Below are 26419 nucleotides of genomic sequence, written 5' to 3'. Positions count from 1 at the left end.
CGCAGTTCAGGGGTGGATCAGGCAGCCAGCCGACCGGTCAGGGCAGAGCCCAGGCGGCGCGCCTCGTCGTGCGACATGAGGGTTCTGAGCCTTTCCAGCGTCGGATGGTGGGTGTCGTGGTGCTGAGCCGTCGCGGACGGCGGATGTCCGCGGCTGCCTGAGGGCAGCCGGGATCAGGCGCGCTCGGGGACGGCACAGCCGTCCGGTCCGCAGACTGGGGCATCGCCGGCGTGGTCGGCGAGGGTGAGGGGGTGGCTGTCGTCCCACACCTTGCGCAGCAGCTCAAGGAGGCTGTCGCTGTCCTGGGCGCCGGGCACGCCGTAGCGGTCGTCGACGACGATGAACGGCGCGCCGGTCGCCCCCAAGCGCTGGGCGCGGGCCGCGTCGTCGCGGACCTGCCGGCGGTAGCGGCGCTCGGTGAGGGCCTGGCGGGTCTGCTCGCGGTCCAGGCCGAGCTCGTCGGAGAGCCCCAGGAGGTCGTCCAGGGAGAAGACCGGCTCGGCCCTGCCGAAGTAGGTGGTAAAGATCGCGTCCCAGGCCTCGCGGTTCTTGCCCTGGGCGCTGGCATGGGCGAGGAACTCGTGCGCCAGATCGGTGTTGCCGACCTGGTTGTCCAGCACCTGGTACGGGGTCAGCCCCTCGCTCTCGGCGAGCCTCTCGATCCGCCGGGTCGAGGTCTCGGCCTGGCTGCCGCCCATACCGTGCCGGCGGAGCAGGGCCTCGCGGACGGAGAAGGTGTCCCCCTCGGGGAAGCCGCTGCTGAGCGGGAACGAGTGGTGGACCAGTTCCACCTCGTCCGCGTGCTCAAACCGCTCGATGGCCTTGGCCACCCGGTGGTTCCCCAGGCCGCACCAGGGGCAGGTCACCTCGGCCCAAATAGCCACCTTCATCACGCACCTCCATTTCTTACAACTTGTGCGTAACGCCATGATGGACCAGCATGGAAAGCGATACAAAAGGCACACCGGTGTGCGTGCCGGAGAGGAATGTGCGTCATGGAGACAGCCGACGGAGCAGAGGTGACGGCAGCAGCGGCGGTCGGACCGTGCGCGGCCATCCCTGCCGAGCACATGGCCTTCATCCGCCAGACCCTCGACCGCGTCGGCGACAAGTGGAGCCTGCTGATCATCGCGGTCCTGGAGTCCGGACCGCTGCGCTACACCGACCTGCAACGCCAGGTCCCCGGCATCTCCCAGCGCATGCTCAGCCTCACCCTGCGCCAGCTCCAGCAGGACGGCCTGATCACCCGCACCGCCTACGCCGAGGTCCCCCCGCGCGTCGAGTACACCCTCGCCCCGCTCGGCCGCGACCTACACCAGATCGTCACCTCGCTGATCGGCTGGGCCGCCGACCACCACGACGAGATCCGGGCCAATCGCGAGCGCGCCGCCGAGGCTCCGGGCTCCTGACCGGTCGGCGCCGGGTGCCGCTCATGCCGAGGCGGGGAAGGCGTAGGAGACGCCGGTCAGGTCTTCGGACACTTCCCACAACCGGCCCGCGGTGGTCGGGTCCTCGGCGTTGGGGTCGGGGCGCACGACGGTGGGGCGGCCGCGCAATTCCCGCCAGCCGTCGGGGCCGTACAGCTGCCCGCCCTCGACGCCGGCCGCGGTCGCCGCATACAGCTGGGGTAGCACACCCTGTTCGACGTCCTGGGCGAAGAACCGGTGGACCAGGGCGCCGGCCAGCTTCATCCAACCGGTCGGGCCGCTGGTCTGCAGGCCGGTGGCCGAGACGCCGGGATGCGCGAGCACGCTGGTGACACGGCTGCCGGCCGAGCGCAGGCGCCGGTCGAGTTCGAGACCGAACAGGACGTTGGCGAACTTCGACTGGTCGTAGAACTCCACGCGCGCGTACTTCTTCGCGCCGGACAGGTCGTCGAAGTGGATGAATCCGCCGTGGTGCACGATGGAGGTGACGGTGACCACGCAGGGATCCCGGCCGTGCTGGAGCAGGTCCAGCAGCAGTCCGGTCAGGGCGAAGTGGCCCAGGTGATTGGCGGCGAACTGCGACTCATGACCCTGCGGGCTGAGACTGCGGGGCGGTGCCATCACCCCGGCGTTGTTGACCAGGACGTCGATACGGAGGCCGTCGGCGTGGGCGGCGGAGGCGAAGGCCGCGACCGAGTCCAGGTCGGCCAGGTCCAGGCAGCGCACCTCAAGGTCGGCATCCGGCTGGGCGGCCGTGATCCCTGCGGCGGCTGCCCGGCCCCGGTCCAGGTTGCGCATGGCCATCACCACGTGAGCGCCGCGCCGGGCGAGCTGCCGGGTGGTGGCCAGGCCGAGGCCGCTGTTGGCGCCGGTGACCACGAAGGTCCGGCCCGTCTGATCCGGAATGCTCTCGGCAGTCCATGCTTGAGCGCTCACATTCATACGACGCGCAAGCGCCGACTGGTGCGCGACGAGCTGGCCGAGGCCGCCTTCGCGCTACTGGCCTCGCAGGGGTTCGAGGAGACGACCGTCGACCAGATCGTCGCGGCGGTGGGCATGTCGCGGCGTACGTTCTCGCGCTACTTCCAGTCCAAGGAAGACGTGGTGGTCCACAAGCTCGCCGAAGCCGGTACTCAGCTGTGCGCGGAGCTGCGTGCCCGCCCCGCCAGCGAGCCGCCCGCTGCTGCACTGCGCCAGGCCCTGAGGGTGTTCACCCACATCGGCGGGGACGATCCCGCCAAGGCGCTGCGCATCGCCCAGCTGATCCTCGGCACTCCGGCCCTGCTGGCCCGGCTCTTGGAGCGGCAGTCCCACTGGCAGCAGGAGATGGCCGGCATCCTCGCCCAACGCGCCAGAACGGACGCCGAAGCCGGCCTGTATCCGTCCCTTGCCGCCGGGCTCACGCTCACCGCGTTCCAGACCGCGCTGCGCAGCTGGGCGGATGGCGACGGGGCCCAGAGCCTGGATGCGCTGATCGATCAGGTCTTTGCACCGCTCGCCTCGGCAATCGACCGCATCGCCGCCAAGCGCTGACAGCAGCCGAGTCCGCGGGCCGGGTCGTTTCATAGGTAGTCACCTATGAAACAAACCCCTTGCCGGGCTCCCCTATCGCCACTGCCGCCAACCCGGGCGGCTTGAGCGCCACCCTCAGCTACTTGTCATCGCCGCAGTTCTGGGAGATCAGGGCCGGGATGCGCGTGTATCAGGAGGCACGCAGCGTCTCGTGCCTGGTGTGCGATTTCGGGTGTGCCGAAGATTGCTGCGGTGGTGATCGCTCCTTCGGCGAGGAGCGCGAGCTGATCGGCCAGTTTGGCGGGCCGCCCAGATGCCGTCACGAGCCGGGCGAGGTAGTCGTGGAAGGCCCTCTTGTGGTGCTGGGCCTGCTCGGCGATCTCGGGCGAGACCGCGCCCAGCTCGCCGAAGGAGTTGATGAAGGCGCATCCGCGGTAATCCGGCTCACAGAACCACTTGTGCAGCCAGTCGAACACCGCGGCGATCCGCTCCTCGGGCGTCGGCTGCGCCTCGACGTAGTTGGCGAGAGCCCGCTGCCACCGTGAATCCCGCTGCTGCAGGAATTCCAGCACGAGCGCTTCCTTGGAGGGGAACAGCTGGTAGAGGCGCTTGAGAGACACCCCGGAGGCGTTTCGTACCGCATCCATCCCGACCGCCTGGATGCCCCGGCTGTAGAACAGCTCCTGGGCTGCGTCGAGCACCCGTTCCCGTGCCGCTTCCCGATCCACCATCTGTGCCCCCTTGCGCGGAGAACCAACGTTCTCTACTCTAGCAGGTAGTCGAGAGAACGAACGTTCTCCGATGTTTCCAGGGCTCACCGTACCTGCGGTGAGTCCCCAGAGTTCGAAGGAGTTGAGTCGACATGGCTGACATGACCCGCCCGCCGGTGCCGCCGTTCACCCGGGAGACCGCCATCCAAAAGGCCCGATTGGCCGAGGACGCGTGGAACACCCGCGACCCACAGAAGGTGTCGCTGGGCTACACGGTGGACTCCCGCTGGCGCAACCGCTCGGAGTTCGCCACGGGCCGAGACGAGATCGTCGCGTTGCTGACCCGCAAGTGGAACACCGAGCTCGACTACCGGCTGATCAAGGAGCTGTGGGCCTACGACGGCAACCGCATCGCCGTGCGCTTCGCCTACGAGCACCGCGACGACGCCGGGAACTGGTACCGCTCCTACGGTAACGAGAACTGGGAATACGACGAGCACGGCCTGATGCACACCCGCCACGCCTCCATCAACACCCTCCCCATCGCCGAATCCGAGCGCAAGTACTTCTGGCCGCTGGGCCGCCGTCCCGACGACCACCCCGGCCTCAGCGATCTCGGCTTCTGAGGACGCACCACCGAAGGGAGTGGCCCATGCGAGACCTCGCCGCGGGCGTTGCGCGTTTTCAGCGGGATGTTCTCCCGGCCAAGGTAGACCTGTTCGCCCACTTGGCCACGAACCACACGCCGCACACGCTGTTCATCGGCTGCTCGGACGCTCGCGTCGTCCCCGAGCTGATCACAGGGAGCGAGCCGGGGACCTTTTCGTGATCCGAACCGCCGGCAACCTCGTCCCCGCCTACCACCCCGGCGCCGACGGAGTGGCGGCCAGCATCGAGTACGCCGTCGCCGTCCTGGGCGTGTCCGACATCGTCGTCTGCGGTCATTCCGCCTGCGGCGCGATGACCGCTTTGGCCGACGACCACGACCTCACCGCCCTGCCGGCCGTCGCCCACTGGCTGCGACACGCGGACGCCTCCCTGGCCCGTGCGGCGCGCGCAGCCAGTGCCGAGCCCGGGGCCGGGGAGGACAAGGTGAGCGTTCTGGTACGGAGCAACGTGATCGCCCAGCTCGCGAACCTGGCGACGCATCCTTGCGTCGGCCGGGGCCTGGCGGCGAAGACGCTCACGCTGCGTGGCTGGGTCTACGACATTGCCACCGGCGCGGTCGACCAACTCGACCCCGGCACGGGCTCATCCGCCGCCCTCGCGGCCTGAGCCGCCCTGCCCCTCTTCTCCAGGCCGCCGTCCGGCGGTCTGGTCACCCGACCGTTCGAGTCCACTGTGCCCGCCGTGGTGCGGGCCGGCACGTAGGAAAGGAACACCTCATGGTGCACGCCCAGTTCGACCCCGCTGCTCGCCAGGCATGGCAGCGCTCCGTCGACACCGAACAGCGCGACATCACACGGCTGCGTCAGTTCATACGAAGCTGGCCGCAGACGCGATGACATCACCCAGCCAGGGGAGGTCCTCTGCGCGTATCCAGGGGTGGGAGCCGATTGCGCCGGCGGAGCAATCGCCCAGGCGGTGGGCGGCGTGAGGGGCCAGGGCGCGACGGGTTCTCAGATAACTGTTGTTATCTGGCAAGATAGTGATCACGGGCGTAGCGCGAGCTGGGCGGTCGTCGTCCAGCGCGCACGCTTCGTTTCCCGGTTATCTGGCAACCTGGCGGATCAGGGAGGGCGACCCCGGTGGATCCGGTCATCGTCGAGCAGCTCGGCCGCGCCCACCCGCTCGCGGCACACCTGAACGACTTCCTTACCGACCTGGCCAACGCCGGCGCCTCCGCCCACACCCGGCGCGCCTACCGCGGCGACCTGATCGCCTTCGCCGCCCACCACGGCGAGGAGATCGGCGAGCTGACCGCGACGCCGATCCGCGCCTACCTGGCCGAGCTCGCCGATCTGGCGCCGGCCAGCCGAAAGCGTAAGCGCGCCGCCATCGCTTCCTTTTGCAAGTGGGCGGTCCGCCACGACCTCCTGGCCGCCAACCCGATGGGCCGGATCGACACCGTCAAGGTGCCAAAAAATCTGCCGCGCCCGGCGGCGGCTGCCGATGTCGCCAAGGTCCTGGCCGTGATCTGCTCGCGGCGGCCGCGTAAGGATCTGCCGCTGGACCGGCTGCGCGATCGGGTGCTGTTCGAGACCGCTTACGTGTGCGGAGCCCGCGCCTCGGAGGTGTGCGGCCTGCATGTCGAGGACCTCGACCTGCGCCTGGACGACGAACACGTGCGCATCTGCGGCAAGGGCGGCAGCGTGCGTACTGTGCTGCTCGACGACCGCGGCTACGTCAGCCTGCTCAAGCTCTACCTGACCCGCGCCGGCTACGCCGCCGGACCGCTGTTCCGCGCCTCCATCAACGGCGCCGCCGGGCCGCTGTCCTACGACGCCGCCCACCACCGCTGGCAGACCTACTGCACCATCGCACGTGTCGAGATCGACATCCACCAACTCCGGCATGCCCACGCCACCGAGCTCATCAACGCCGGGGTGTCCATCGAGGCCGTTCGCCGCCGCCTGGGCCACGCCTCCACCGAGACGACGCAGCTGTACACGCTGCTGGACGACAAGGTCGCCGACACTGAGATCCGCGCTGCCCGTCGGCGCCGCGACCAAGCAACACGCTGAGTAACCTGCCTCGCCGCGGCGAAGATCCTTTCCACATCTCACCCAAGATCATCCTCGCCGCCAGCGGCTGTTCCTAGGTATCAACCCCCGGGGTATCCTCACGGCGGCGGCCAGGCAACCTCGGAGGTCGATGTCGGTGCGGCCGAGCAGCATGGCGATAGCCGTACCCCCGCGCGGGATCAGGTCTTGACCAGGCCGATCTGGGCCGACCCGCCAGCGTACGCCCCGGCGTGCACTCCCTGGTACCAGCCGAGCCCTTGGTTGCAGAGCGCTGGCGTGAGAGCGCAGCCGGACGTCGAGGACTGTTCGCTGATCCAGATCTTCGGGGGGTAGTAAACGCTGGTGCATTGCACGGACAGCTGGAAGTCCCCGCGCAGGAGCGTGTTCTCCAGGTCGCCGGCCGTGACCCGGTAGACGCCGGGGGCCATGTCCACCCAGCTGCTCTGGTATGGGCCGACGGTGAAGGTATACGGGGGTCTTTGGACGCTCACGCAATTCCCCTGCACCTGCACGTCGTCGGGCGTCTGATTAGTGAAGGTGAACCGGCTGTAGCCGTAGGAGCCGAACCAGTCCACCTGGTCCGTGGTCATGGGAAAGGCCCAGCCCGCGGCCGACAGGAAGAAGTCCGACTGCCGCACGCCGTTGTCCCAGACGTCCTGCTGCATGGCCTGGGAGCCCGGATACTCCTGCGGATTGCCGATGGCCGCGATCCAGTACAGGACCCCTTGCGAGTCGTACCACTGTGCGTAGCCAGGGATGTCGCTCGGGTGGTAACCGTTCGACGACGTGTAGATCTGGTACTTCGACGGCAGCAGCATCTGCATGACGGAGGCTTTGTAACCCGGGGTCGCGGCCTTGACCGCGTCCGCTGTCGTGGTCGGGCCCCAGTACAGCGAGTCGCCCCCGCTCGGCTTCTCCGTCAACTGGAAGACGCTCTGCATCTTTCCCCAGTCCTGCAGGATCGCGAGCTCCATGTCGCCCATGGAGCTCAGCACGGCGGTGTAGTTCTTGTTCAGCTCGTTCCAGAGTTCGGAGACTGTCACCTGGAACGGGTCGGGCGAGATGCTGCCGGAACCGTCGGACGAGGCGGCCAGGGCGACGCTGACGCCCATCTCCATCAGGTTCGCCGCGACCGCGAACCCATCCCCGGCGGCGCTCAGCCCGGTGTAGAGCAGGCCCTCGAAGACCGCAAGGATAACTCCGCCGACGATCGGCTCGTTCGTCCCCTCGCTGATCCCCGCGTCGGAGATGAGCTCCTGGGTGAGCTGGTCGTTGTTGGTGAACAGGGCGAGCTGGAATTCCTGGTAGTTGGCGAACAGGTCGCGGGTGGCGTCGGCGTACTGGATCTCGGTGGTGAGCTGGTGCCGAACCGCGTCCCAGGAATCCTGCGAGATGCCTTCGGGCGGCTGCGTCCATGTCGCGATCTGGTAGCCGTAGTCGGAAAGGGTGCGGTCGAGGTTGCAGTACTCAGCGCGCAGCGAGGTGACGCCGAGCCCTTGGCAGATAGCGGTGTACGCCTGGGCCTCCTCGCCGGTGAATTCCAGGAACGGTACCAGGGGCTGCGTCAGGACCGCGTCCAAAGGCGCGGAAGGGACGGCGTACCACGTGTAGGCCGCGCTGGAGGTGCCCGGCGCCGCCAGGACGGGGTCTCCGTCGGTCAGGACTCCCGGGCCCCCGGTCATGCCGGAGGGGACCAGGCAGTTCGCGGATGAGGCGTTGCGGATCTCGTTCGGCGTGTAAAGGTCCCAGTATCCCGTCATACCGTCCGGGTACGCGTCCACGTCCGTGTAGTTGCCGCCGCCGTCGAAGGGCGAGCCCAGCGCCAGGATGAGACCGCCGCCCTGCCGGCTCAGAATGCGCCCGTCCTGCGTAACCTGCCACAGCTCATTGTTCCCGACGCCGGTGCCCAGCGGCCATACGATCACCTGGGCGCCGGGAGTGGTCGAGCCCCCCTTAACGTTGAGCACGCAGGTGTTGCCGTCGGCGTCCTGGAGCGCGCTCTGGAAATAGACCCACCTGGGCTTCATGATCGTGACCGGCGGAGCCGTCGATGCCAGGAGCGTCCAGTGCTGCTGCCCCCACGGATCGGCGCCTGAGGGCGAGGCCAGAGCGAGTGTCCCTCTCCCCCACCCGTAGCGATCGGGCGCGGAGAGCACCTCGCCGTTCACTGACTGGTTCTCGATGTATCCGTCGTCGGTGATGGTCCAGAGCTGACACGGGTAAGAGGGGTCGCCCTCCTGCTGGGTCACGAGCAGGCTCTGGGTCTCGTCCCACGTGATCGCGCACGCGTTCAATTGGCTGATGATGTGCCCGTCGGCGGTCATCGTCCACAGTTGGCTCTGGCTTGTCTCCTGCGGGTAGAGGATGATGGGCGCTCCGGGCGCCGTGGCGTCCCCCTCGATCGCGAGCACATAGGGCTGCACAGAAGTGTTCGGCTGGATCCGGCTGGCGATGTAGAACACCGACCCCGGCGGAGGTGCCACCATCGTCTTCCTCCCGACATCACATCCCGTATATCGGGTGACCTACCGCACGTCTGCTTTGCCCTAACGGTCCACAGGGTCAAGAAGTTGCCCGCGCGCCCGCGGCCCGGTCAGTGGCCGTCTTCGCCACCCATATCGGTTCCGCGCTCGCTCGACATCGAGGTCGACCTGCATCAGGTGCGCTCGGCAGATATCGCCGCCCTCATACCAGGCCTCGCCCGAACCGGCCGCACCGTGGCGTTGCACGACGAGAACATGGCCTTCGCCTGCGGCGTGCTCCAGCTCCTGACCCTGATGACCTACATCAGCCCCTGAGCGATCACATCAGACTCGCGTCCGCCGTCAGCCGCAACGGCCGCCAGCCGCCAGCCGCCACCGTCCAGCTTGGCCAGCTCCGCCTCCACGTCCACGGTGATCACGCCGAAGAAGTTGACGTTCTCGCTGTGTGCCGGGGAGATGTGGGCCAGCAGTTCGTCGGGAATGTCCCGGCCAGCCGCCCGCAGCTGCCGTACGGCCAGGGAGTAGTACTCGGTTGTCCACGCGATGACAGAGTTGGTCAAAACGGTCAAACACCACGCCTGGTCCGTCTGATCGGCCAAGGCTGGCTTGGTGATGGCGCCCTGCTGGGCGTAGTGCAGGTCCCGCCGCAGCGCGTGCAGGCTCTCGCCTTTGTTCAGCTGGCGGGCGATCTTGCGGCGGTAGGCCGGGTCAGACAGATACTTCGCCGCGTGCAGCGTACGGCGCAGCATGCCCCATTCCTTCAACGCCGCGGCCAGGGTGTTCTGCCGGGAGGCGGCCGACCATTTGCCCACCACCAGCGAGGCGGTGGCCTGGCCGTATTTCAGCGACCCGGCCATGCGCAGCAGGTCGGGCCAGCACTCGGCGATGAGGTCTTCGTTCCAGCGGGCGCTCAGCAGGGGGCCAGCGTGCGGGTAGCGCTGACCGTGTCCGTGGGCGTCTCGTCCCGGATCAGGGTGATCTTGCCGAGGTCGCGGATGCGCGGGGAGAGCAGCTTGCCCACCAGGTCGAACAGGGCAAAGTTGATTAAGGTGACGCCGTGGGTATCGGTCGCGTGTTCGAACAGCGGTAGGTCGGTGGCGTTGCCCAGGAAGTCGTCCAGCACAAAGTGCGCCTCGCGGGCGTTCGGCACGATGATTTTCGTGCCGAACGTGGAGTGCTGGTCGGACACGTGCGTGTAGGAAGACAGCACCTGGCCGCCGTGGATGGTCATGTCCCGGGCGGTCGTGCTCTTGCCGCGCACTGGGAAGCGCTGGCCGTCTGAGCTGGACATGGTGCCGCCGCCGAACACCTTCGACAGATCCAGCCCGTGGTGGTGGTTGACGATGCAGGTGTTGGCCTCGCGCAGTGTCTCCTCCCGCACGTACCACTCCTGCGTCCAGCGCAGCACGTCGTACGGGATGCCGCAGGCCTCCGCCATCCTGGCCAACCCCAAATTCGTCGCGTTGGCGATCAAGACGCTGAGGATGTTGCGCTTGAGATCGGCCGAGCGGGCCTGCTTGCGGCCTCCGGCGTGAGTGAAGCAGTCCAGGAAATGCGTGCGCACATCCAGCTCGATCAGCAGCGAGGCGATCGGCGCGAACGGCAGCATCCCGGCCAACTCGGCCTTCAGTTCCTTGGCCTCGGCCGGCACGTTGGCCTGCCCTGGCCCTTCACCGTCCGTCATCCGGCCGCGCCGGCCACGGCGCTCGCCGAGTACGTCACCGCGCCCACCCTGGCCGTCGCCCGCTCTCATCCCGCACCGTAGCCGCCGACGCCTGTCACCCTGCCGCGCGGCGGCGTCATCGCCGCCGGTCACCATCGAGACGCGCATCTCCGCCCGGCAGCTGCGCGCGATCGAAGATGCGGGGGTCGACATCGACAGGGCGCCCCAGCTGGATCGAGCCGGCCAGGCGTGTATCGCGGATGTATGGAAAACCGCATACGCCACCGCAACGGCCCTCCGGCTTCGATGAACGCATGAACTCCCTGTCAGCACAGTCCCGCCGTAGGCGCAGGATCGTGCTCCTGAGTCTGGCGATCCTCGGCCTGGCGTGCGCCGCGTTCGTGGTGCGGCGGCCGCTCATGATGTCCGCTCCGCGGTGCATGGCCGGGCGGTGGCACGGCTGCTTCGACACCGAGAACGGTGTGGTGCTCATGACGCTGGTCGCGCTGCCGTTGGCCGCGCTGGTGGTGTGGGCTCTGGCGCGCCGCCGGTGTGCCGCCGGCCTCCCCTCGGCGTGGCGGATGTCGCTGGCCGAGGTGGGCCTGGTCTACGGGACGGTGCCGTTCGTATGGATGACCATGATGCCGGGTCCGGGCGCCGGCATCGTCCCCGGCCGGGTGAGCCTGGTCCCGCTGCGAGACCTGCTCACGATGGGATTTTTCGGGATCGGCGCCAACCTGCTGATCTTCGCGGCGCTGGGGTTCTTCGCTCCGATGCGTTTCGCGGCGCTGGCGTCCGTGCCACGAATCCTGGCGCTCGGGGCGAGCTGCTCGGTCCTGGTCGAAACCGCACAGTACGTTCTGCGGCTGGACCGGGTGTCCTCGGTGGATGACGTACTGGTCAACGCCGCCGGCGCCGCCCTGGCCGCGCTGGCGGCGCGCCCCTGGTGGCGCACCACGGCGGAGGTGCCGTCGGACCAGTCTCGCCCCGTGCCGGCACCGGCAGGCTGAGCCCAGTGTGGTCATAGTCTTCAGGCATGCGCGTACTGATCGTCGAGGACGAACCCCATCTGGCAGAAGCCGTCCGTGACGGTCTGCGACTGGAGGCGATCGCCGCCGACATCGCCGGCGACGGCGACACCGCGCTGGAAATGCTGGGCATCAACGCCTACGACATCGCGGTCCTTGACCGCGACATCCCGGGCCCCTCCGGCGACGAGATCGCCACCCGCATCGTCGCCTCCGGCAGCGGCATGCCCATCCTCATGCTCACCGCCGCCGACCGGATCGACGACAAGGCCTCAGGGTTCGAACTCGGCGCCGACGACTACCTCACGAAGCCCTTCGAGCTCCAAGAGCTGGTGCTCCGTATCAGGGCGCTCGACCGCAGGCGCGCCCACAGCAGGCCACCCGTGCGGGAGATCGCGGGTCTGCGTGTGGATCCGTTCCGCCGCGAGGTCTACCGCGACGGCCGCTACGTCGCGCTCACCCGGAAGCAGTTCGCCGTACTCGAGGTTCTCGTCGCCGCCGAAGGGGGTGTCGTCAGCGCCGAAGAACTCTTGGCGCGGGCATGGGACGAGAACGCCGACCCGTTCACCAACGCCGTGCGCATCACTGTGTCGGCACTGCGCAAACGGCTCGGCGAACCCGGGATCATCGCGACGGTTGCCGGGGCCGGCTACCGCATCGACACAGCACCCGACACCGCACGCGAGGGAGGAGGCCGTGAATAGGGCGCCTGGCTTGAGTGTCCGCCTCAAACTCACCCTCAGCTACGCCGGATTCCTCATGCTCGCGGGTGTCCTGCTGCTCGCCACCGTGTGGGTGTTCCTCCTGCGCTACGTACCCGACCCACCACGTGGAAGTCTCGCCCCCAACCCACTCGGATCCCACATACCACTCCTTCGAAATCCCACCCGCGACGACCTCCTGCGGGCCTTCGCTCCGCGGGCGGCCCAAGCGCTGGTGTTCCTGCTGGTGTTCGGGCTCGCGGGAGGGTGGATTCTCGCCGGCCGCATGCTCGCACCACTCACGCAGATCACCGATGCGGTACGGATGGCCGCGAACGGGTCGCTGTCCCACCGGATTCGCATGAAGGGCCGCCAGGACGAATTCCGTGAACACTCCGACGCGTTCGACTCGATGCTCGAACAACTCGAGTCTCACGTCGCCGAGCAGCAGAGGTTCGCCGCGAACGCCTCCCACGAACTGCGTACCCCGCTGGCGATCTCGCGGACGATGCTCGACGTCGCCCGCAAGGACCCCACTCAGGACCGGAACGAACTCATCGAACGCCTGCACGCCGCCAACACGCGGGCGATCGACCTCACCGAGGCCCTCCTGCTGCTCAGCCGCGGCGGCCGCGGAAATTTCACCCGCGTGAGCGTCGACCTCTCCCTCATCGCCGAAGAAGCCGCCGAAACGCTGCTCCCCCTCGCCGAACAGCGCCGGATCACGCTGGATGTCACCGGCGAGGCCGCCCAGACCAGCGGCTCCGCCGAGCTCCTGTCGCGGATGGTGACGAACCTTGTCCAGAACGCCATCGTCCACAACCTCCCCGCCGACGGCGCCGTGACAGTCCACACCGAGGCGCACGGCGACACGAGCGTGCTGCGGGTCGAGAACACGGGTCGCCCGCTCCCACCGGAGCTCATACCGACCCTCATCGAACCGTTCCAGCGCGGAACAGAACGCGTACGCACCGACGAGCACGCCGGCGTCGGCCTCGGCCTGGCCATCGTGCACACCATCGTCCGCGCCCACGACGGGACCCTCGACCTCGCCCCCGGCCCCAACGGCGGTCTCTTGGTCACGGTCCGGCTTCCCGGCACGCCGTAGGATCGCGTTCGGGCCGGCGCCGTTCTCGGCGATCAGGTCGAGTTCCGGCAGTGGAGAAGGGCCCGTGCCTGATCGGATGGCGCAGCCCCGGGGCGCTGGCCAGACCTCAGCCCGCGCGCAGCTCCGCCGCGACCGCCCGCTCCCGCAGCTGGGTGGCCTCCGCCCGAGCCGCCTCCAGCTGAACACGGGCGTCCTCCAGCCGAGCCCGCTCCAGCCGTAGCTCCCCTCGCAACCGATCCCGCTCCTCCACCGCGCCCTGCGCCGTCTCGCGCGCCTGGGCGATCTCCGCGGCGGCCAGTTCCCGAGCCTTCGCCGCGTCGTTCAGGGCGACGGCGCGGTCTCGTTGCGCCTCGGCCGCGGCACGTTCTGCGCTCTCCGCTCGGGCGACGGCCCGTTCCCGCTCCTGTCCGGCCGCCTCCGCCCTGGCCTCGGCCGCGGCCAAGTCCCGCTCGGCCAGCTGCCTGGCCCGCCTGGCTTCCGCCGCCTCCTCACGTGCGCGATCACTCTCCGCCCGCGCCGCCGCCGCCTCCTTCCGGGCCTGTTCGGCTCGCGCCTGCCCGTCCTTTTCCGCCCGTACGGCGCGGGCTTCGGCTTCCTTCCGCACCTGTACGACCTGCGCCTGCGCCTCCTTCTCGGCGCGTACCACCCGAGCCTCTGCCGCTGTCTCAGCCCGTACGGCCTGCGCTTGCGCTTCAGCGGCCCGCTCATCGGCGGCCTCGACCCGCTCCGCCAGCTCCTGGAGCGCCTGATCCCTGGCCCGCTCGGTCAGCTCCGCCCGCCGTACCGCCTCATCGGCCTGCCGCTCGGCCAGATCGGCCCGGCGCCCGGCCTCCTCGGCCGACTGCAGAGCCTGCCGCTCGGTGCTGGCCGCCTCCCGCAGCGCGGCCAGTGCCTGCTCGCGAGCCCGCTCACCGTCAGCCTGCGCCGTATCCCGCTCGGCCTCGGCCTCCTCCACGCGCAGCCGCATCACGCCGGCCTCCCTGCGCGCGTGCTCGGCGGCCTCTCGCGACAGCCGTACCTGCTCGAATGCCTGCTCCCGCTCGGTACGCGCGATGGCGACCCGCGTGTGCGCCTCAGCCTGTACGGCGCTCAGCTTCGCCTCGACCCCGGCCGGACTCAGTTCCTGGGCCAGCGCCCTGGCCAGTGGCTCGATGGCGGCGGCCAGCCCGTTCTCCATCCGGTCGTACAGTTGCTCGGCCCGCGCCAGCGCCCCCTCCAGCCCGGGGGTCGCGCGCCGCATCTCCCGCTCACGCTTGGCGGCGGCCTGGCAGTCGCCCTCAGGGCAGTACGCCTTGGGCCGCCCCCTCCCCCGCCGCTGCTCGATCGGGGCACCACAGTGCAAACACGGCGTAACCACTGTGGCTTCTGTGCTGATCTGTCGAGCGCTGCCCTGCCGCTCGCCCTGTGTATCCGGGATGGTCACTGGTCTTGCCTTCTCATGTGAAGTGGCGGATTTCGCGGAACGAGACGTCGGCTGCGGCCTTACGCGCAGAATCACGCGATTTCACGACGCCGCACGTCATCAGGCCCATCGGGCCCATCGGGCGCGTCTGGTGCGTCTGACGCAAGGCGCTCGCGCCAGAGATGCGTGGTGTGCTCGATCTCCAGCGCCTCCGCCAGCCAGCGCCGCTCCCCCTCGCCCAACAGCGGCAGGACCGCCTCGAAGTCGGCCTCGTCCTTCGGCCGCAGTCCCTTGGACTTGTAGAGCAATTGCACCTCCGGGACGATCCTCCGGAAACCATCCTGCTCGACGGTCAACCCGGCCGGCGGGCGGCGGATCCGAGGATCACGCCGGAAGATCCATTCCTCGTCGTCGGCCTCGTCCAGCATGAGCTGGAACCGCCAGGGGCCGTCCGGATGCTCGCGTACCCAGATGTCGTGCGCCTGTTCGGGCAACACCTCGCCAAGCGCCCATGGCCGCAGCGTCTGGGGCACGACCGCGGCGTGTACGTCCCAGCCGTCCAGCAGCCGCCGCACCGCGAGTTGGTCCCGGCGCAGCAGCGCGATATCGACGTCCCCGTGCTCGCGGTACGCATGACCCACGGCCAGCTCGATGGCGTAGCCGCCGGCCACCCACCACGGCGCCGCCAGCCCGCGCATCAGCGTGACTACCTCGCCAAGCGGCGCGGCCTCCCAGGGACCCCACGGTGTCTCGATCCTCATCATCGGCACATCATGCGCTATCACCGCCTCCGTCGTCAGCGCTCGTGGCGCTGCGCCACGCCAACGGCATGCCCGGTTCCACTTGGCGTGCGCGGCTTCTAGGGAGACCGGACTTCACGCGGTCATCCTCTCCGCTTCGGATGCGAGCCCCGCACATTACGTCCGCCCATCTCAGTCGTCACGCTCAGACTCTAGCATTTTCGATTTTCTAGAAATTCAAATTCAATAATTAAGATCTGTTGCGTCGCGACGAATCTTGGCAACTTGCGAGAAGGTGAAATTCCCGCAAGTTTCGGCTGACTGGATCTCCCCGGGCGCCGGGCACGGCCCGGTCCTCGACCTCGGCGGGCCGGTCGGAGATCATCACCATCTCCTGCACGAATCGGTGCTGCCGCTGGCCGGGCTGCCGGTGGGGCTTGCGGCGGGTCCGGCCGGTTCGCAGCGCGCTCTGGACCTCGCGTTTGAGCCCGCCGCGGGCCTGGAAGTAGAGCGCTTGGTAGATCGTCTCGTGACTCACGCGCATGCTCTCGTCGTCGGGGAAGTCCTTGACGAGCCTGCGGGAGATCTGCTCGGGAGACAACTTCCGTTCCAGACCGTGTTCGACCTGCTCCCGTAACGCGGTGTGTTCTACCAGCTTGGACGGCTTCGGCCAGGTTCGTCTGGCGGCGGCGGCCTGGTGGGCTTGATACGGCAGGTAGACGCCCTCGACCGAGCGGCCGCTGACCTCGCGGGAGACCGTCGACTTGTGCTTGCCCAGCCGCGCGGCGATCTCGGTGACGGACTGCTTGTTGATCAACCCGTCGGCGATCGCCAGCCGGTCCTGCAGTGACAGGTACCGGCTGCTGATCGCAGCAGCTTCGGCCTCTTTGATCATGGAGGTCTTGTATCGGGTCCCCGAACTCGAGTCCACGACCGTCCCGTCGGGGTAGGCCCGCGTCCCGTTGGACTTACGGACGCCCCGATGCCAGTCCTGCGCGGTACGCGGGTGGATCCCCACCTCGCGCGCGGCGCGAGCCGAGGACCAGCCCTCACCGACGAGCTGAAGGAACCGCTGTTTGGCCTCCTGCTTGCCCCGCGCTTCCAGCACCCCGGCCTCGACCAGGACCCGCCGGGCGGCTGCGTGACTCAGGCCGGCCATCTTCGCCAGGCGTCAACGCCGAAGAACGATACCCCCACGGCGCGGTGCCCACCGACGGCGGCGAACATCTGGGCCATGCCCTCAGCATCGGCCCGCAGTTCCGGCACGAACAGGCGGTCTCGGCGGGAGCGGTACGCGGCGAAGACGGGCTCGGCATCCTTCACGTACGCGTCGACGGCGAGGAAGTGCAAGGACGGTGCCAAGGCCTCCCAGATCGCGGCGACAGGCATGACTGGCCCGCCGCTCGGGTACTGTCCGGGTCGCTTCCCGCCCGCCAGCGCCACCGTGCCATCGAGCACGCTGTCGGCGTCGAGCCAGGCGTTCACGAACAGGGGGACGTCGTATTCTGCCGCCCCGGCGGCGGCGACGACCTCGGTATATGTAGCGAAGGCTGCGGCCATGAAGGCCTCGTCCACGCGGTCGCCAGGGGGGAAGAGCTCCGCCCAGGTACCCTCTCGGCGAGCGCCCACGCCTAGCCATTCGGCATGGATTGGGGCGCTCTCGTCCCCGGCGATCGCCTCGATGACCGTAGCGGGGACCGGCGCTGCGAATGCGCGCTCCGCGCCCGCGCTGCGATCCCGGCAGTCGCCCAACAGGCCGATCTCGTTCTCCACCTGGACGGCGATCACGGTCCTATCGGCGTCCACCTCGCGGATATGGCGCAGCAACGCCGCGAACGCGCGCGCGTCGGCGTCGCGCGCTGCCATCCCGAACGGCGTGACCTGCTCGACCCTCGACCCGTCTGACAGCTCACTTCTCGGGAACCGCGCCACGTCGGTCTTGACCCACGCGGGCACATAGGTCGAGACAGCGTTCTTCCACGATCCAAACCAAAGCGGGATGAGTCGAAGGCCCCGCTCGCGCGCCGCGCCGATCATCCGGTCGAGAAGCGTGAAGTCGAACGTGCCCTCAGACGGCTCGAGCAGGTCCCACGCCACCGGTGCGAGGACGGTGTTAGCGCCGAGTTCCTGCACCGTCGTGAACGAGGCCTCAATGGCGGGGATGCTGCTCGAACTCGAGTTATGCACCTCTGCTCCGATGACCGGGAAAGGCTTACCTTCGACGGCGAGGTAGCCACCAGCCCACGACCCGGCGCTCCCAGTGTTCTCGCGCGCTATCGCGCTCAACCAGGCCGGGCCCAGTTTCGGATGGCGTTCGAGCGTTTCCCGGACTCGATGATTCGATCGACATGAAGGGCTCCCTAGAAGGTCAGCGGATGGGGCCGGATGCGGAGGACGACGGCTCCCGCGAGGTTCATTAGGACGGCTGCGCGAACCGAGCGGATCGCGTTGAGGCGGAGTAGAGCTGGGCGAAGAACGGGTTGCGCTCAGCCTGGCGCTCGTAACCGGCGCTGTCGCGCGTGCAGTCCGGGCACCAGTGGCCGCCGGCGAGGATGAGGAACGGGCTGGCGGCGAAGATGTGCCCGAAGGCGCAGCTCCAGATCAGGGGCTCGCGCGGCTGTCCCTGCTGCACGGAAGGCGACACGAGTTCGCCGCCGCGGAACTGTGCGCGCGCACGTAGTCGTCGCGATCCCAGTCGCTGGCCGCCGTGTTCTCATCGAACCCGTGGTCGAGGTACGACGGAGTGCGTGAAGGCTCCGGCACAACAAACGTCATCCAGTCGCCGATCGCCCGCCACTCCTCGAGCGAACCGAAGTGCGCTCGGATGGCGGCCTCATCGTGGTGGGCGATCGCGTGCATCGTCCCGCGGGGCTTTCGGGTGAGCGGGCGCATGACGAGGTTCTTCACCATCCACCCTGGCACGCGACCGGCCGACCGCACGGAGTCCGGGAGCGTCGCGACAGCTCGCTCAAGAGCCTGATTGAACGTGTCCCGCCGGAACGGAACGAGATCATTGAGCCGGTCGCTGTCGGTGTACCAGTGGCCGTGGAAGTTGCGGGTGGCGAACCAGTTGCGGTTGTACCAGCCACGCACGTCGGCGACGCCGAGGGCACCGCTGATCGCGGTCTGCAGTCGCCAGTTCGTCAGCCGCCACTCCTCCCCGCCGCCGATGTTGTAGATGCTGCCCCAGAACTCCTCGGGCAGGTCGCGTTCGGCGATGCCAACGAGCAGTCGTGCCGAGTCCTCGGCGGTCGTCCACTCCATGACGCCGCCCAGGGTGGAGTGGGTCATGATCGGGTCACGGAGGGCGAGCATCCCCGGGTGGAAGATGCCGGTCTGGCGCAACCATGCCCACTTGGGCAGCCCTGACTCGATCAGCAGCTTGTCGGCGACGACCTTCGTCTGCCCGTACTCGTCGAACTGCGACACACGGATCGGGTCGCCGACCCGGCCCCAGTGGGTCGGCGGCGTGCGGTCGCCGGTCTCGGCCACCGAGCCGATGCCCACGACCCCGACCGACCCTGGGTCGGGCAGAGCCGCCACCGCGCGGATGATGTTCTGCATGCTGCCGATGTTCACGCGCTGCGCGAGTTCGGGATGCTGGTCGGCGAGCGGTGAGACGACGGCGCCGACGTGGAGGATCAGGTCGACATCGCGGATGGCGCGCTGCACGTCTGCGAGGTTCAGCAGATCGCCCCAGAAGACTTCGAGGTTCTCCATGTCGGCGAACTCGTCGAGGATGGCCCGGTCCAGCTCGGTGTCCAGCGCGAACGCGACGACGCGCATCCGGTCACCACGCTCACGGAACTCGCGGAGCGCGGCGCGCCCCCAGTTGCCGGTTGCCCCGGTGAGGAGGACGCGGGTCCTCGTGAACCTCGGAAACCGCGCCTCCGATTCGTGACTTCCCCGCACGCCGACTAGACCTCAGCGGGCTGTCGGCTCAGAGCGATCAGCATGTCGAGGGTCTCGTCGGGCAGACCGACGCCGGGGAACCGTGCGAACTGGTCCATCGGCATGGAATCGACCATCCGCAGCATGTCCGCTCCCGCTTCGGCCGCCTCGCGCTGCTCAGGGGTGGCGTTGGCGAGCATCCCCTCCATGAGCGCGGGCCCGACAACCGGGTGGGCGAAGAACTCCTTCACCGTCGAGGTGCGAGTCAGCTCCGGAGGTGCTTCCGTGTCGCCTTCCAGCTCGACCTCGACGCGCGCGACGATGTCCGTCGCGGAGCGGCCGATCTCGACCCCGTAGCTGCCGGGTTCCACCCACCAGCGGTGGCCTCCGGCGTCCCAGAATCGGAACGTCGTCCGATCCAGTTCGAGGTCGATTCTCGTCGACTCTCCGGGCTCCAGAGTCACCTTGGCGAACGCACCCAGCTCACGAACGGGTCGCCGGACGCGCGATGCGGGCGGTGCGACGTACACCTGCACGACGTCGGCACCGGCGACGGAGCCGGTGTTCGTGACTGTGACGTGGACCACGGCACCATCGGCCCCGGACGCTTCGACGCTCAGATCGCTGACGTCGAATGTGGTGTATGACAGGCCGTGGCCGAACGGATAGCGCGCGCCCTGCCCGGAGGTTACGTGCGCCCGGTAGCCGACGAAGACACCCTCGCCATACCGCACGACTTCCTGCTCGCCTGGGAAGTTGAAGTACGACGGCGCGTCAGCGAGCGCCACCGGGATGGTCTCCGCAAGGCGCCCCGACGGGTTGGTGACGCCCGTGACCACGTCCGTGATCGCCCCGCCGATCGCCTGTCCGAGCGTCCAGCCCTCGACGATGGCGTCGACGGAGTCGTGCCACGGTTCGAGGCTGACCACTCCGCCGTTGGCGAGCACCACGACGGTCCGAGGTGCGACGGCGGCGACGGCCTGGATGAGTTCCACCTGTCCTGCCGGCAGTTGCAGATCTACTCGGTCGAACCCCTCCGACTGCTCGCTCTCCCAGAGCCCTGCGAAGACGATCGCGACGTCCGCGTCGCGGGCAATGTCTCGTGCCTCCTGCAGCTGTTCCTCGTCGGTGCCGGCGGAGGTGTAACCGGTGGCGAATGCGACGTCGCCGAACACAGTCCGCAGTTCCTCAAGCGGGATGTCGACCCGTGTCGGATTCACATGGGAGGACCCACCGCCCTGGAACTGCGATTCAACAGCCAGCGCACCCAGGACGGCAAGCTTGGTCCCCGGCTTCAGCGGAAGCGTGCTGTTCTCATTTCGGAGGAGAACGACGGACTCGGCTGCAGCCCGCCGCGCGAGCTGGTGATGAGTCTCGATATCGAAGGACGCACCTCGCTCGGCGGTCCGCTCGATCAGCTGCCGGAGCCTCTCGATGCTGACATCGATGACGTCCTCGCTGAGTCGGCCTTCCCTCACGGCGGTGACGATGTCCCTGGTTCCCGCGCCGTTGCTCGAGGGCATCTCCAGATCGAGCCCGGCGGCGAGTGCGACTACCCGGTCCTTGATCGCGCCCCAGTCGGAGACCACGAGGCCGTCGAAGCCCCACTCATCGCGCAGCAGGTCGGTCAGCAACCAGCGGTTCTCGGAGGAGTAAACACCATTGATGGCGTTGTACGAGCTCATCACCGTCCACGGGGTCGCTTCCGTCACGATCCGTTCGAAGACCGCCAAGTAGAGTTCCCGGAGAGTGCGCTCGTCCACTTCGGCGCTGACGCGCATGCGGTCGGTCTCTTGATTGTTGACGGCGAAGTGCTTCACAGAGGCTGCGACGCCTTGGCTCTGGACGCCTTTCACCCACTCTGCGCCCAGTACGCCGGCGAGCAGCGGATCCTCGGAGAAATACTCGAAGTTGCGGCCGCCGAGAGGTGAACGCTTGAGGTTGACCGCGGGGCCCAGAAGCACCTGTACGTCGCGCGCCCGGGCCTCGCGCCCGAGCGCGACGCCGATTTCACGGACGAGCTGCGGGTTCCAGCTGGAGGCGATCGCCGATCCGGTCGGGAAACATGTCGCCGGTTCGCTGTCGTAGACGCCGAGGTTGTCACCGGTCCGGCCCTGCCTGCGCACACCGTGCGGCCCGTCGCTCAAAACGATTGCGGGAAGACCTGCCGCGGCGGTGGAGCCGGTGAAGTCCTGGCCGCCGAGCGCCGACGCGCGTTCCTCGATGCTGTAGTGGTCGCTCATTGGACTGCTCCTCTGGTCGTCTGTGTCACAGGTTGCTGAATAAGATGCGCTGTGCGGGTGAGCCAGCCGCTGATCGTTGCCATTCCGGTGGCGAAGTAGCCGGATTCCGGTCGGTTGAGAAAGCCGTGCGGCGCCTCTGCGACGATCTCGTAGTCGACCGGGACGTTGAAGCGGTCGAGCTCGGCGGCGAAGGCGCCGCCGGAAGCGCGGAGCGAATCGCGGTCGGCGTCCACGAGAAGGCTCCGTGGGAACCCACTGAGGTCGTGACCACCAGGGAATGCGGTGGCGTCGGCCATTGCTTCTCGCCTTCCCGTGTAGTTGCGGTTCATGCGCTCGACCGTTTGAGGTCTGAACTGGGCGATCGCGTGTCGTCCGCGGATCCTGGCTCGGAGCTCATCCGGGATGGAAGGCAGGGCGGCATGGAAGGTGCCATAGGCCAAGACCAAAGCGGCCGGACCGGGCCTGTTCTCGCGGATGAGCCGGAGAGTGGCCGCGGCGGCCAGGCAGGCGCCCGCGCTTGCTCCGCCGAGAATGATCCGCCCATCCATTGCCTCGGAACGGATGCTGTCGACGGCATCCAGAACGTCCTCCAGCGGGATCGGGAATCGTATCCCTTCCAAGACCCCTGGCTTCGTCTTGCGGATGGAACTCCATCGGGGAACTCGTCGGTAGTCGACGGCGACGACCGGTCGCCCGGTCGCAGCGAGGGCCAGGGCTGGCGCGTGCGACTCCGGCTGATCGAGGCCGCCGAAGGAGAACGCTCCCCCATGCAGCCACACCAACGGATCGGCTCCTGCTACCGGTGTCTCGGGTCGGTAGCGGCGAATCGGTATCGGGCCGTGGCGACCTCGAACGACGTCATTCTCGATTGCGGTCACGCCGGCACGCTCGCCCTCGTGACAGCCTGCTCGAGGTCCTCCCGGAGCTCGGGGGCTGCGCCGGGGATGTATTGCAGGAGGAGCTCCAGGGTCATGCCGGCGGCTTCCGGCGCGTTGCCGTCGATAGGGATTCCGGGCAGATGCTTGGCGAAGACTTCGGCCAGGCTCCGCCACACGATCGGGTCTGCGGCGAGGACTTTGCGTGCGGTGTCCATCGAGTACTCGGGACGCTCGGCCCCCGGGGCGCTGTATCGCCATGAGTGCGTGCCGGCTTCGACGGTGACCTCCGCCGCCTCCGGGTGGAGGGGAAGCCGCACGAGTGCTTCCGTCGCGTGAGGAACGGTCACGTCCACCGTCATGACGCCCTCTTCGATGCGCCACGTCACGGCGACCTCGCCGTGTACGGTCACGTGACAAGCCGAGGCATGGGTGAGACCGCCGCCGGGCTGCGGTGCGATCAGGAGGCGCCGGTAACCGGGCTCCGCGGCCTGAATGCCGCCGACGACCCGATGCAGCCACGAGCACACCGCGCCGAATGCGTAGTGATTCAGAGAGGTCATCCCCGACGGGTTGATGGTGCCGTCCGGACGGATGGAGTCCCACCGTTCCCAGATCGTCGTCGCACCCATGGTGACCGGGTAGAGGAAGGAGGGACATCGGGTCTCGGTGAGCAGCGCGTACGCTTCCGCGAGATGTCCGGTGCTGGAAAGCGCGTCGGTGACCATGGGCGTTCCTGCGAACCCGGTCGAGATGGTGAAGCCTGCTTTGGCGACCAACCGGGCGAGCTCGTCGCCGGCGTGCTGACGCTGGTCCTCATCGAGGAGGCCGAAGCAGATCGCCAGTGCGTACGCTGTCGCGGTCTCGTTCGTCACACGACCGGCGGCAGTCACGTACTCGCGTCGGAAGGCGGCGCGAACGCGGTCGGCGAGAGCCGCGAAGTGGCGTGCGTCGTCGTCCTCTCCGAGGATCGCAGCCGTCTCCGCCATCTCCCGGGTGGTCTTTGCGAGGTATGCGGATGCAACCAGGTGGCGGTCGGTCTTGCCGCCGGCCGGGTTGTCCATCGGCGCGTCAGGGTCGAGCCAGTCGCCGTACTGGAAGCCGCTGGACCACAAGCCGTTCTCGTCAAGAACGGCCTCGACGCTGCGGATGAAGGTCGTCATCGACGGATAGGCGCGACGGAGTATCCCTTGGTCGCCGTACTCCTGATAGAGAGCCCACGGCAGGCTCACTGCGACGTCGCTCCACAGCGCGGTCGGCGGCGACGGGGTAGAGAGGATGTCCGGAACAACCCACGGGACATATCCCTTTTCGGCCTGTTCGGCGGCAAGGTCGTCCAGCCAGGAGCCGATGACCGCGCGCACGTCGTAGAGGTACGCTGCGGTCGGACCGAATGCGTTCAGGTCGCCGGTCCATCCCAGACGCTCATCGCGCTGCGGACAGTCGGTGGGGACGCCGACGAAGTTGTCACGCATCGACCACACGGCGTTCTGATGCATGCGGTTGATCAGCTCGTTGGAGGTTTCGAACCAGCCGGTACGGCGCATGTCGCTGTGCACGACGACCGCGCGCAGATCCTCGTCTCGAAGCTCCCCCGGCCACCCGTCGACCTCGGCATAGCGGAAGCCGTGGAAGGTGAATCGCGGTTCGAAGGTCTCGGGCCCGCCGCCGGCCGCGGTGAAGGTATCCGTCGCCTTCGCTGTACGCAACGTCTCGGTGTCGAGTTCACCCTCGGTCAGGGTCTCCGCATGTCGCAGCGTGATCGTGTCGCCTTCCGAAGCTCTCACCGTGAAGCGGACCCAACCGGAGATGTTCTGGCCGAAGTCGACGATCGTCCGACCGGACGGGCTCTTGGTGATCTCGACCGGGGCAAGCTGCTCCACGCGACGGATCGGGTCGGCGGTGCGGTCGAACAGTGCTTCCGACGGCCATTCGAACGTTTCCACCTTCGACCAAGCGGAGTCGTCGAATCCCGGCTCGGACCACCCATTCGGTTCGAGCCGGGCGTCCACGCTTTCACCGTCGTAAATCGATGATGAGAGGATCGCGCCGGTCGAGGCACGGAAGTCCTCGTCGGTGACGACGAGCTGCGAGCCGTTGGCGTACTCGATGGTGAGTTCAGCCCAGAGGGCGGGGCGTTCGCTGTAGTGGTTGCGCTTGTTCTCCCAACCGAGCCGCCCGAGCGCCCAGCCGTCGCCGACGATCGCGCCCAAGACGTTCTCGCCAGGCGTGATGAGATCCGTCACGTCGTGGGTGCTCACGGCGAGCCTGTTCCGGTAGGAGGTCCAGCCAGGCGCCAGGACCTCGTCTCCGACGCGGTTGCCGTTGATCCACGGCTCGACGAGCCCGACCGCGGTGATGCGCAGCGTCGCCTTGATCGGGCTGCTCGGTGCCGTGAAGCTTCGACGGAAGTACGGTGCGGGGTCTCCCTCCTTCCCGGTCGGGAAAGTCGGGGTGATGAAGTTCGCAGTTGAGTGGGGCATGGCTCCAGTACCTGCCTGTGAGGGAACGTCCGAGGAATGATGCGGGTTCAGCGGACGGATCGGACGCGTAGAACGACGATTCCGCCGAGCAGTACACAGGCGGCAGCGACGATAAACAGCAGCGTGTAGTTCTTGCCGCCCGCGGCGACCCCGATCGCAAGGAAGAGCGGGGCGATCAGGGGAGCGACGGCCTGCGGGATTGATGCAGCGAACCCGACGATGCCCATGTATCGGCCGGCATCCGTCTCGCGCTCTGGGAGGACGTCGAGCAACAGCGCCTGATCCACGGCAGCGAATCCACCAAGACCGAGGGAGACGATGAGCGAGCCGGCAATGAGAACAGGCACGGCGGTGGAGAATGCCATCGTGAGCATGCCGACCGCCATCACAGCCCCGGAGAGGACGACGAACGGCTTCCGCCGCTTGACCTTGTCGGAGAGGAATCCGCCGCCGATGGCTCCGATCGTCGTGGCCAGCACACCGATGCCCCCAGCGGCGGCGATGACGCCGCCGACCTTGTCGACGGAGACGCCCATGCGGGCGGCGAAGAAGAACGCAGTGAACGTGGTGTTGAAGGTGAGGCCGAAGTAGAACAGGAAGCGGCCCAGCCAGTTCCAGGAGAAGTCCGGGAACTTTCGCGGGTTGAACACGTACTTCGCGAGCAGCGTCTTGACGGTGAGTCGGTCTTCGAAGCGCAGACCCCGGCTGTCGTCCTCGTGGACGAAGATCACGAAAAGAAGAACCGAGATGACGCCGATCACTCCGGGGATCAGGAACAGCAGGAGCGGGTTGCCGGAAAGGCCACCCGCGATCACCACACCGAACACGGGAGCGATCTGAGTGGCGAATCCTCCGAGACCAGCCACCTTGCCACGCTGCGACTCGGGAAGACGATCTGCTTGCGAGTTGGTCAGGCCACCCAGAGCCTGTCCCCAGCCGAGTTGCGCCAGGATCCATCCAAGACCGAGTACCACGACGGATGGCGCCAGCGCCATGACGAGGAGGGAGATGACGCCGAGGAGCGTGCCGACGATGATGAACGGGCGTCGGCGACCCAACCGCGTGCGGGTGCGGTCGCTCGCGACTCCCAGCAGCGGCCCCGTGAGCATGACAACCAGGGCGCCGATGCCGGTGATGTATCCGAGGTATTCCTCGTGTCCCGGAGCCAAGGCGTTTACGCGGATTGAGAGCGAGATCGCAAGCGGTGTGATGAAGGCCATGAACACACCGAACTGGGCGAGCACAAGCAGCCAGATGTAGCGGTTGCCGACCTTCGGGAGCTCCTTGGCCGGCGCAGCCTCTGCCATGATCACCGCCGGGTCAGCAGACGCGGCAGGGAGCGGGGCGCAACGATGGGTATCTCGCCGGACTGTTCATGAAGACTCCATTGTCGTGAGGTCAAGCCGGGTGGTACTAGCGCGGGCTAGTCGCAAGGACGCTACAGTGCCTAACTAGCGCGCGCAAGTAAA

26 protein-coding genes are annotated in these 26419 nt (G+C 67.9%); 10 read left to right on the top strand and 16 right to left on the bottom strand.

Going from position 1 to position 26419, the window contains the following annotated elements:
• Positions 1-173: 173 nt before the first annotated feature.
• The gene (locus ACIBO2_RS52030; protein WP_358547986.1) at positions 174-890 is read right to left on the bottom strand and encodes a DsbA family oxidoreductase; all 717 of its coding nucleotides are present in this window, start codon (positions 888-890) and stop codon (positions 174-176) included.
• Positions 891-995: 105 nt separating this feature from the next.
• Here ACIBO2_RS52030 and ACIBO2_RS52025 point away from each other — a divergent pair, with 105 nt between their 5' ends.
• The gene (locus ACIBO2_RS52025) at positions 996-1409 is read left to right on the top strand and encodes a winged helix-turn-helix transcriptional regulator (RefSeq protein WP_397304764.1); all 414 of its coding nucleotides are present in this window, start codon (positions 996-998) and stop codon (positions 1407-1409) included.
• A 21-nt stretch (positions 1410-1430) separates the two neighbouring features.
• Here the strand turns inward: ACIBO2_RS52025 and ACIBO2_RS52020 are convergent, their stop codons facing one another.
• A complete protein-coding gene (locus tag ACIBO2_RS52020; RefSeq protein WP_397304763.1) occupies positions 1431-2369 on the bottom strand; it encodes an oxidoreductase in 939 nt (312 codons plus the stop codon).
• A 21-nt stretch (positions 2370-2390) separates the two neighbouring features.
• Here ACIBO2_RS52020 and ACIBO2_RS52015 point away from each other — a divergent pair, with 21 nt between their 5' ends.
• Complete coding sequence (locus ACIBO2_RS52015) at positions 2391-2960, top strand: TetR family transcriptional regulator (protein WP_358547977.1); 570 nt, start codon at positions 2391-2393, stop codon at positions 2958-2960.
• A gap of 125 nt (positions 2961-3085) precedes the next feature.
• Here the strand turns inward: ACIBO2_RS52015 and ACIBO2_RS52010 are convergent, their stop codons facing one another.
• The gene (locus ACIBO2_RS52010) at positions 3086-3670 is read right to left on the bottom strand and encodes a TetR/AcrR family transcriptional regulator (RefSeq protein ID WP_358547974.1); all 585 of its coding nucleotides are present in this window, start codon (positions 3668-3670) and stop codon (positions 3086-3088) included.
• Between the two features lie 140 nt (positions 3671-3810).
• Here ACIBO2_RS52010 and ACIBO2_RS52005 point away from each other — a divergent pair, with 140 nt between their 5' ends.
• The 4 genes from ACIBO2_RS52005 (at position 3811) to ACIBO2_RS51990 (ending at position 6333) form a co-directional block, all read left to right on the top strand.
• Positions 3811-4275, top strand: coding sequence for a nuclear transport factor 2 family protein (locus ACIBO2_RS52005; RefSeq protein ID WP_358548408.1), 465 nt, complete (start codon positions 3811-3813; stop codon positions 4273-4275).
• 26 nt (positions 4276-4301) lie between these two features.
• The gene (locus ACIBO2_RS52000) at positions 4302-4478 is read left to right on the top strand and encodes a hypothetical protein (RefSeq protein ID WP_358547972.1); all 177 of its coding nucleotides are present in this window, start codon (positions 4302-4304) and stop codon (positions 4476-4478) included.
• Positions 4475-4924, top strand: coding sequence for a carbonic anhydrase (locus ACIBO2_RS51995; RefSeq protein WP_397304762.1), 450 nt, complete (start codon positions 4475-4477; stop codon positions 4922-4924). The genes ACIBO2_RS52000 and ACIBO2_RS51995 overlap by 4 nt, the downstream gene beginning before the upstream one ends.
• Positions 4925-5397: 473 nt before the next feature.
• A complete protein-coding gene (locus tag ACIBO2_RS51990) occupies positions 5398-6333 on the top strand; it encodes a tyrosine-type recombinase/integrase (RefSeq protein WP_397304761.1) in 936 nt (311 codons plus the stop codon).
• 179 nt (positions 6334-6512) lie between these two features.
• Here ACIBO2_RS51990 and ACIBO2_RS51985 read toward each other — a convergent pair whose 3' ends face one another.
• The gene (locus ACIBO2_RS51985; protein ID WP_397304760.1) at positions 6513-8819 is read right to left on the bottom strand and encodes a ricin-type beta-trefoil lectin domain protein; all 2307 of its coding nucleotides are present in this window, start codon (positions 8817-8819) and stop codon (positions 6513-6515) included.
• Positions 8820-8903: 84 nt separating this feature from the next.
• Here ACIBO2_RS51985 and ACIBO2_RS51980 point away from each other — a divergent pair, with 84 nt between their 5' ends.
• On the top strand, positions 8904-9131 hold the full coding sequence (locus tag ACIBO2_RS51980) for a hypothetical protein (protein WP_358547964.1): 228 nt from the start codon (positions 8904-8906) through the stop codon (positions 9129-9131).
• Here the strand turns inward: ACIBO2_RS51980 and ACIBO2_RS51975 are convergent.
• On the bottom strand, positions 9116-9703 hold the full coding sequence (locus ACIBO2_RS51975) for a Tn3 family transposase (protein ID WP_397304846.1): 588 nt from the start codon (positions 9701-9703) through the stop codon (positions 9116-9118). The two genes, ACIBO2_RS51980 and ACIBO2_RS51975, sit on opposite strands and share 16 nt — an antisense overlap.
• A gap of 23 nt (positions 9704-9726) precedes the next feature.
• A complete protein-coding gene (locus ACIBO2_RS51970; protein WP_397304759.1) occupies positions 9727-10635 on the bottom strand; it encodes a Tn3 family transposase in 909 nt (302 codons plus the stop codon).
• 200 nt (positions 10636-10835) lie between these two features.
• On the opposite strand from ACIBO2_RS51970, the gene ACIBO2_RS51965 reads away from it, so the two are divergent.
• From ACIBO2_RS51965 to ACIBO2_RS51955, 3 genes are read left to right on the top strand one after another with little or no spacing between them, the layout of a single operon-like run.
• Entirely contained in the window at positions 10836-11489 is a 654-nt protein-coding gene (locus ACIBO2_RS51965) for a VanZ family protein (protein ID WP_358547955.1), read from the top strand.
• 26 nt (positions 11490-11515) lie between these two features.
• Positions 11516-12211, top strand: coding sequence for a response regulator transcription factor (locus ACIBO2_RS51960; RefSeq protein ID WP_358547952.1), 696 nt, complete (start codon positions 11516-11518; stop codon positions 12209-12211).
• A 10-nt stretch (positions 12212-12221) separates the two neighbouring features.
• The gene (locus ACIBO2_RS51955) at positions 12222-13316 is read left to right on the top strand and encodes a sensor histidine kinase (RefSeq protein WP_397304758.1); all 1095 of its coding nucleotides are present in this window, start codon (positions 12222-12224) and stop codon (positions 13314-13316) included.
• 106 nt (positions 13317-13422) lie between these two features.
• On the opposite strand, the gene ACIBO2_RS51950 is transcribed toward ACIBO2_RS51955, so the two are convergent.
• From ACIBO2_RS51950 to ACIBO2_RS51905, 10 genes are all read right to left on the bottom strand, one after another.
• Entirely contained in the window at positions 13423-14658 is a 1236-nt protein-coding gene (locus tag ACIBO2_RS51950; RefSeq protein WP_397304757.1) for a hypothetical protein, read from the bottom strand.
• Positions 14659-14810: 152 nt separating this feature from the next.
• A complete protein-coding gene (locus ACIBO2_RS51945) occupies positions 14811-15482 on the bottom strand; it encodes a nucleotidyltransferase domain-containing protein (RefSeq protein WP_397304756.1) in 672 nt (223 codons plus the stop codon).
• A gap of 226 nt (positions 15483-15708) precedes the next feature.
• Positions 15709-16617 carry an IS30 family transposase gene (locus ACIBO2_RS51940; protein WP_397304755.1) on the bottom strand — a complete coding sequence of 303 codons (909 nt, stop codon included), beginning with the start codon at positions 16615-16617 and terminating at the stop codon, positions 15709-15711.
• Entirely contained in the window at positions 16605-17744 is a 1140-nt protein-coding gene (locus ACIBO2_RS51935; RefSeq protein ID WP_397304754.1) for a beta-galactosidase, read from the bottom strand. Before ACIBO2_RS51935 ends, ACIBO2_RS51940 begins: the two co-directional genes overlap by 13 nt.
• Positions 17745-17874: 130 nt before the next feature.
• Positions 17875-18090 (bottom strand): hypothetical protein, encoded by a 216-nt coding sequence (locus tag ACIBO2_RS51930; RefSeq protein WP_397304753.1) that lies wholly within the window; start codon positions 18088-18090, stop codon positions 17875-17877.
• Positions 18060-19370: an NAD-dependent epimerase/dehydratase family protein gene (locus ACIBO2_RS51925; RefSeq protein ID WP_397304752.1), complete on the bottom strand. Its 1311-nt coding sequence runs from the start codon at positions 19368-19370 to the stop codon at positions 18060-18062. Before ACIBO2_RS51925 ends, ACIBO2_RS51930 begins: the two co-directional genes overlap by 31 nt.
• A 5-nt stretch (positions 19371-19375) precedes the next feature.
• Positions 19376-21592, bottom strand: a complete 2217-nt coding sequence (locus tag ACIBO2_RS51920; protein ID WP_358547933.1) for a glycoside hydrolase family 3 C-terminal domain-containing protein — start codon at positions 21590-21592, stop codon at positions 19376-19378.
• Entirely contained in the window at positions 21589-22470 is an 882-nt protein-coding gene (locus ACIBO2_RS51915) for an alpha/beta hydrolase fold domain-containing protein (protein WP_358547930.1), read from the bottom strand. Before ACIBO2_RS51915 ends, ACIBO2_RS51920 begins: the two co-directional genes overlap by 4 nt.
• A complete protein-coding gene (locus ACIBO2_RS51910; protein WP_397304751.1) occupies positions 22467-24950 on the bottom strand; it encodes a family 78 glycoside hydrolase catalytic domain in 2484 nt (827 codons plus the stop codon). Before ACIBO2_RS51910 ends, ACIBO2_RS51915 begins: the two co-directional genes overlap by 4 nt.
• Before the next feature lie 47 nt (positions 24951-24997).
• Positions 24998-26257 (bottom strand): MFS transporter, encoded by a 1260-nt coding sequence (locus tag ACIBO2_RS51905; RefSeq protein ID WP_397304845.1) that lies wholly within the window; start codon positions 26255-26257, stop codon positions 24998-25000.
• Positions 26258-26419: the final 162 nt, after the last annotated feature.

The organism is Nonomuraea sp. NPDC050022 (assembly GCF_044460705.1).
Lineage (GTDB): Bacteria > Actinomycetota > Actinomycetes > Streptosporangiales > Streptosporangiaceae > Nonomuraea.
Note: the sequence above shows the minus strand (reverse complement) of the source record. Positions and strands in the feature narration are given on the sequence as shown.